We start from the raw sequence: 3,433 nt of genomic DNA, 5'->3' as shown, positions 1-3,433 counted from the left end.
GGCGGGAATAATCCCGCCACTTACTTGATTTACTTTTCGTATTTGAAATCTATATTAACTTTTGAGTTTTCTACATCCAAAGTGATTGTACAGCCATGCCAAAAAGGGGTAGCTTCTGATTGTATGTTTTTAATAAAAAAGCTCCTCAGTTCTTCCAGTAAATCGGTGAGATCATCTATAGCTCTGTCATCTGGATCAAACCAGTCTAAATTTTCATTTTTATCAATGTAATCAAATTCATACCTGCAACCATCTCTTTCTGGAAAAAGGTCAGCACGAACAATAATTTTCTTTGCATCTATTGGACCCACATTGAATAATAACTGTCCAATTTTCTGATATAGTTCTTGATCACCCATAGTTTATTTTCCTTCTGGAGAATTATTAAAGTTAAGGCGCACTGGTCTTTCTCCATCAATAGAGTACCTAACATTGAATTTATCTGGTCGCTGGCTATCACCAGTGTATGTAGAGGTAATTTTAACATCGACTGATTTGCCTTCTTTCAGGGCCTTACCCCATTCGTTTTCCATTTTCTTCCAAGCGCCTCGATTTAAATTAGGATCCATTGGAACCATGTTAATTTTCTCACCAGGTCCATTATAAATTGAGGAGATCAAATGACCACCATCATCGCCAGGGTTACCCTGATGGCCTGTCTTGCGTTGTTGATAACCGTTTCGGTCATTACGCGATAGGGTTAATGACGCTTCAACGATAGTTGGCCTGCTTAATGAATCAGTATGATACGTTTTATTTCCATCTACATGATAAATCTTATTTGGCTTAGGTTTATTCAGTTGTTCCTCCCAAGCGCCTTTTTTCCCTGATTCTGTATTGATAACAATGACCTCTGGCTTAGAACTCGGTGATCTTGCTTGTGAATTGTGGATCCCAGTTCTGATACTTTTCCCTGTTATTGAAAACCGTGTGTCTTCGCCACCCAGAGATTTTGCTGCGACTAGCCCATATTCCAGCGCTTGGCCTAACCCATTGGTATACTTATCAATGACGGTATGATCTTTAGCCGATTCATCAAAGGTGAATGCAATAACTTCAGGTTCAAAATAAAGTCTGCCAATGAAGGAATCTGCAGGTTCTAGTGCATCGTTAGCATAATAACGAAGATTATGAGCACAAAGTGTTGGGTTAGCCTGACACTCGTTTTTTAGGGATTCTCTCTCTGCTGCCAGTTTATTGCGCTCTTCTGCAATGATAGGTGCAATATCTTCACCTTTCTTCTTCGCTGCTGTGATTTTTTTGTTCAGTTCTATCAGTTCATGCTGAAAAAAATTATATTCGAGAACAATTTCACTTGCATTTGCACCACTGTTAACCCCTTCCGCACTATTGGTAGCAAAGGCACCGGCAATCCCACCGATAATTTTGCCGCCTGCCAGAATTTGTGCAGGATCATCGAAGGTGTTATACAGAGCCATCTTGCCAAGTTCAGCGGCAAGTGCACCGGCTGCTGCACCTCTTGCATCTCCGCCACCAATGTGTGCGGCAAGAGCTGATATTGCTGCATGGCTAATAGCCTTTCCAGGAATGCCTAATACTTTGCCATAGTCCCCTATAACATTTGCCCCTTCCGCATTAATTTGATTACCGGCATTGGCAAGCAATGCTGTAGCGAAATTATCTTTAAAGCTGCCACCATTAATTGCGGTATTTAGACTGGAACTGATGAGAGATTGTCCTGCAACACGTTGGGCAGTTGTAATCCAGTCTCCTTTACTTAGTAGAGGTAAATTTGAATTGGTTGATGAAACTGCAGCATTAGCCCCATCTTTAGCCGAAGACCAACCCATAGCAGCATCAAATCCTGATAATGCCCCTCCAATTACCATAGAAGTAATTATTGATTTAACGGCATCGCTATCACCCATTTCTTTGAAGGCTTTAGATAAATTCCCTTCATTTTCAACAAGTGAAACTGCTGCCTTAGAAGCTAAAGCAGCCATCCCAGCTGTAACTGCTCCTTGAGCAACCGCACTTCCTCCTGCTACTGCGCCAGCAGCAGGAGCTGCATACCCTGCAGTCACTGCAGTAACGACTACTGCAATAACCGCCCCTGCCATCGGGTGTAAGCTTTTTTTAGATTTGTCCCAACTATCGTAAGCATCCTTAACTTTAGTCCACTGAACATCATTTCGTTTATTTATATCTTTAATCCAAGATGTTTCAGGATTATTACCTAATAAATTAATAGCATTCTGTAAAGTTTGTCCATTTTTTACTTTAATATCAGCATTAATACCACTTGCTGCATCAACTATAAAGTTACCATTCCATCCAAGTTGTGGTAATATCCATTTTTCTGATGAATGACCTTTATCCTTTGTTTTAATAAAAAAACCTTCAGAAGTACTAAATTTTCTCTCATATTCAATATTTTTGGCAGCTTTAAAATTAACTGAACCATGAGTGCTGGTTAATGTGATATTTTTGCCGGCTTGTATTTTGCTCGCTTCATAAGTGCTGTCATCTCTACTTAATATATTTATATCCCCAGACGCAATAAACTCTGAAACTTTATTATTAGAACCATATTTAACTTCATTTATAGTTTCAAAATTCTTAATTTCATCAGAGGCTGCAGCATATAAATATCCACCTTTTGCAGCAATATTTATAGTAGCACCTAACCCTTTAGCAACTAATTTAGTTGCTTCAAATAAAATACTACCCTCACTATGTATATTTAACGAACCTCCACTAGTTAACTCTGTTACGTTTCTAGTTACTCTTTCTTGTCTTTTGGGGAAATCGTAAAAGTAATTTCTAGAAGATTTAAATTTTATATCGTTACCCGAAGATATATTTATATTTTGACCTGAAGATATTTTTGAACCTTCAGTTGTAATAGTATTTCCTGCAGAAAAAATAACATTTTTACCTGCATCCACATCAGTTACAGCAGGAATATCTGTTCTAATAAAATCAAAAAAATATCTTTTGAAATCATATTAATCAGACTTTCCAAAAAAATTTTGGATTCCGAAATTATTCCATCCATCTTTTACAGGGAATATAGAAGCAAGTAAATTTAAAGAATTCCCTGCTAATAATGATACTGAATTTCCTGCTGAAAACTTAGCACCCTCTGAATTAATATCATTTGATACATTAACTAGTAAATTTTCTCCAGCATGAATTTGAGTACGTAATTTTGGATCATCTGATTTAATCATGAATTCCAATTCATAGGGAGTAGAAATAGTATTTCCATTAAAGTCCTTATACTCTCTTGACGTAATGTCAAGATTCTGCCCTGAGTTTAAACTAATATCTTTATTAGCATTTAAAATCACACTGGTTAAAGATATATATTTTCCACTGCTCATTAAAATTGAGTTTGATGAATTTAATTTTGTAATAGGGACTAAATTTTCAAAAGATATTTGATACCAACTAAATGCCTTTTCAAAAT

3 protein-coding genes are annotated in these 3,433 nt (G+C 37.0%); all 3 read right to left on the bottom strand.

Annotation, left to right across the window (positions count from 1 at the left end; translation table 11 throughout):
• Window positions 1-29: 29 nt before the first annotated feature.
• Window positions 30-359 (bottom strand): DUF600 family protein, encoded by a 330-nt coding sequence (locus AAC147_RS08930; RefSeq protein ID WP_047686386.1) that lies wholly within the window; start codon window positions 357-359, stop codon window positions 30-32.
• 3 nt (window positions 360-362) lie between these two features.
• Complete coding sequence (locus tag AAC147_RS08925; RefSeq protein WP_052189835.1) at window positions 363-2,909, bottom strand: DUF637 domain-containing protein; 2,547 nt, start codon at window positions 2,907-2,909, stop codon at window positions 363-365.
• A gap of 60 nt (window positions 2,910-2,969) precedes the next feature.
• The coding region (locus AAC147_RS08920) for a hemagglutinin repeat-containing protein (protein WP_156115462.1) at window positions 2,970-3,433 on the bottom strand (464 nt) is incomplete at its 5' end.

It is taken from the genome of Xenorhabdus sp. NBAII XenSa04 (assembly GCF_963866145.1).
In the GTDB taxonomy this organism is placed as follows: domain Bacteria; phylum Pseudomonadota; class Gammaproteobacteria; order Enterobacterales; family Enterobacteriaceae; genus Xenorhabdus; species Xenorhabdus indica.
The sequence above is the reverse complement of the archived record's forward strand: the minus strand, read 5'-3'. Positions and strand labels throughout refer to the sequence as shown.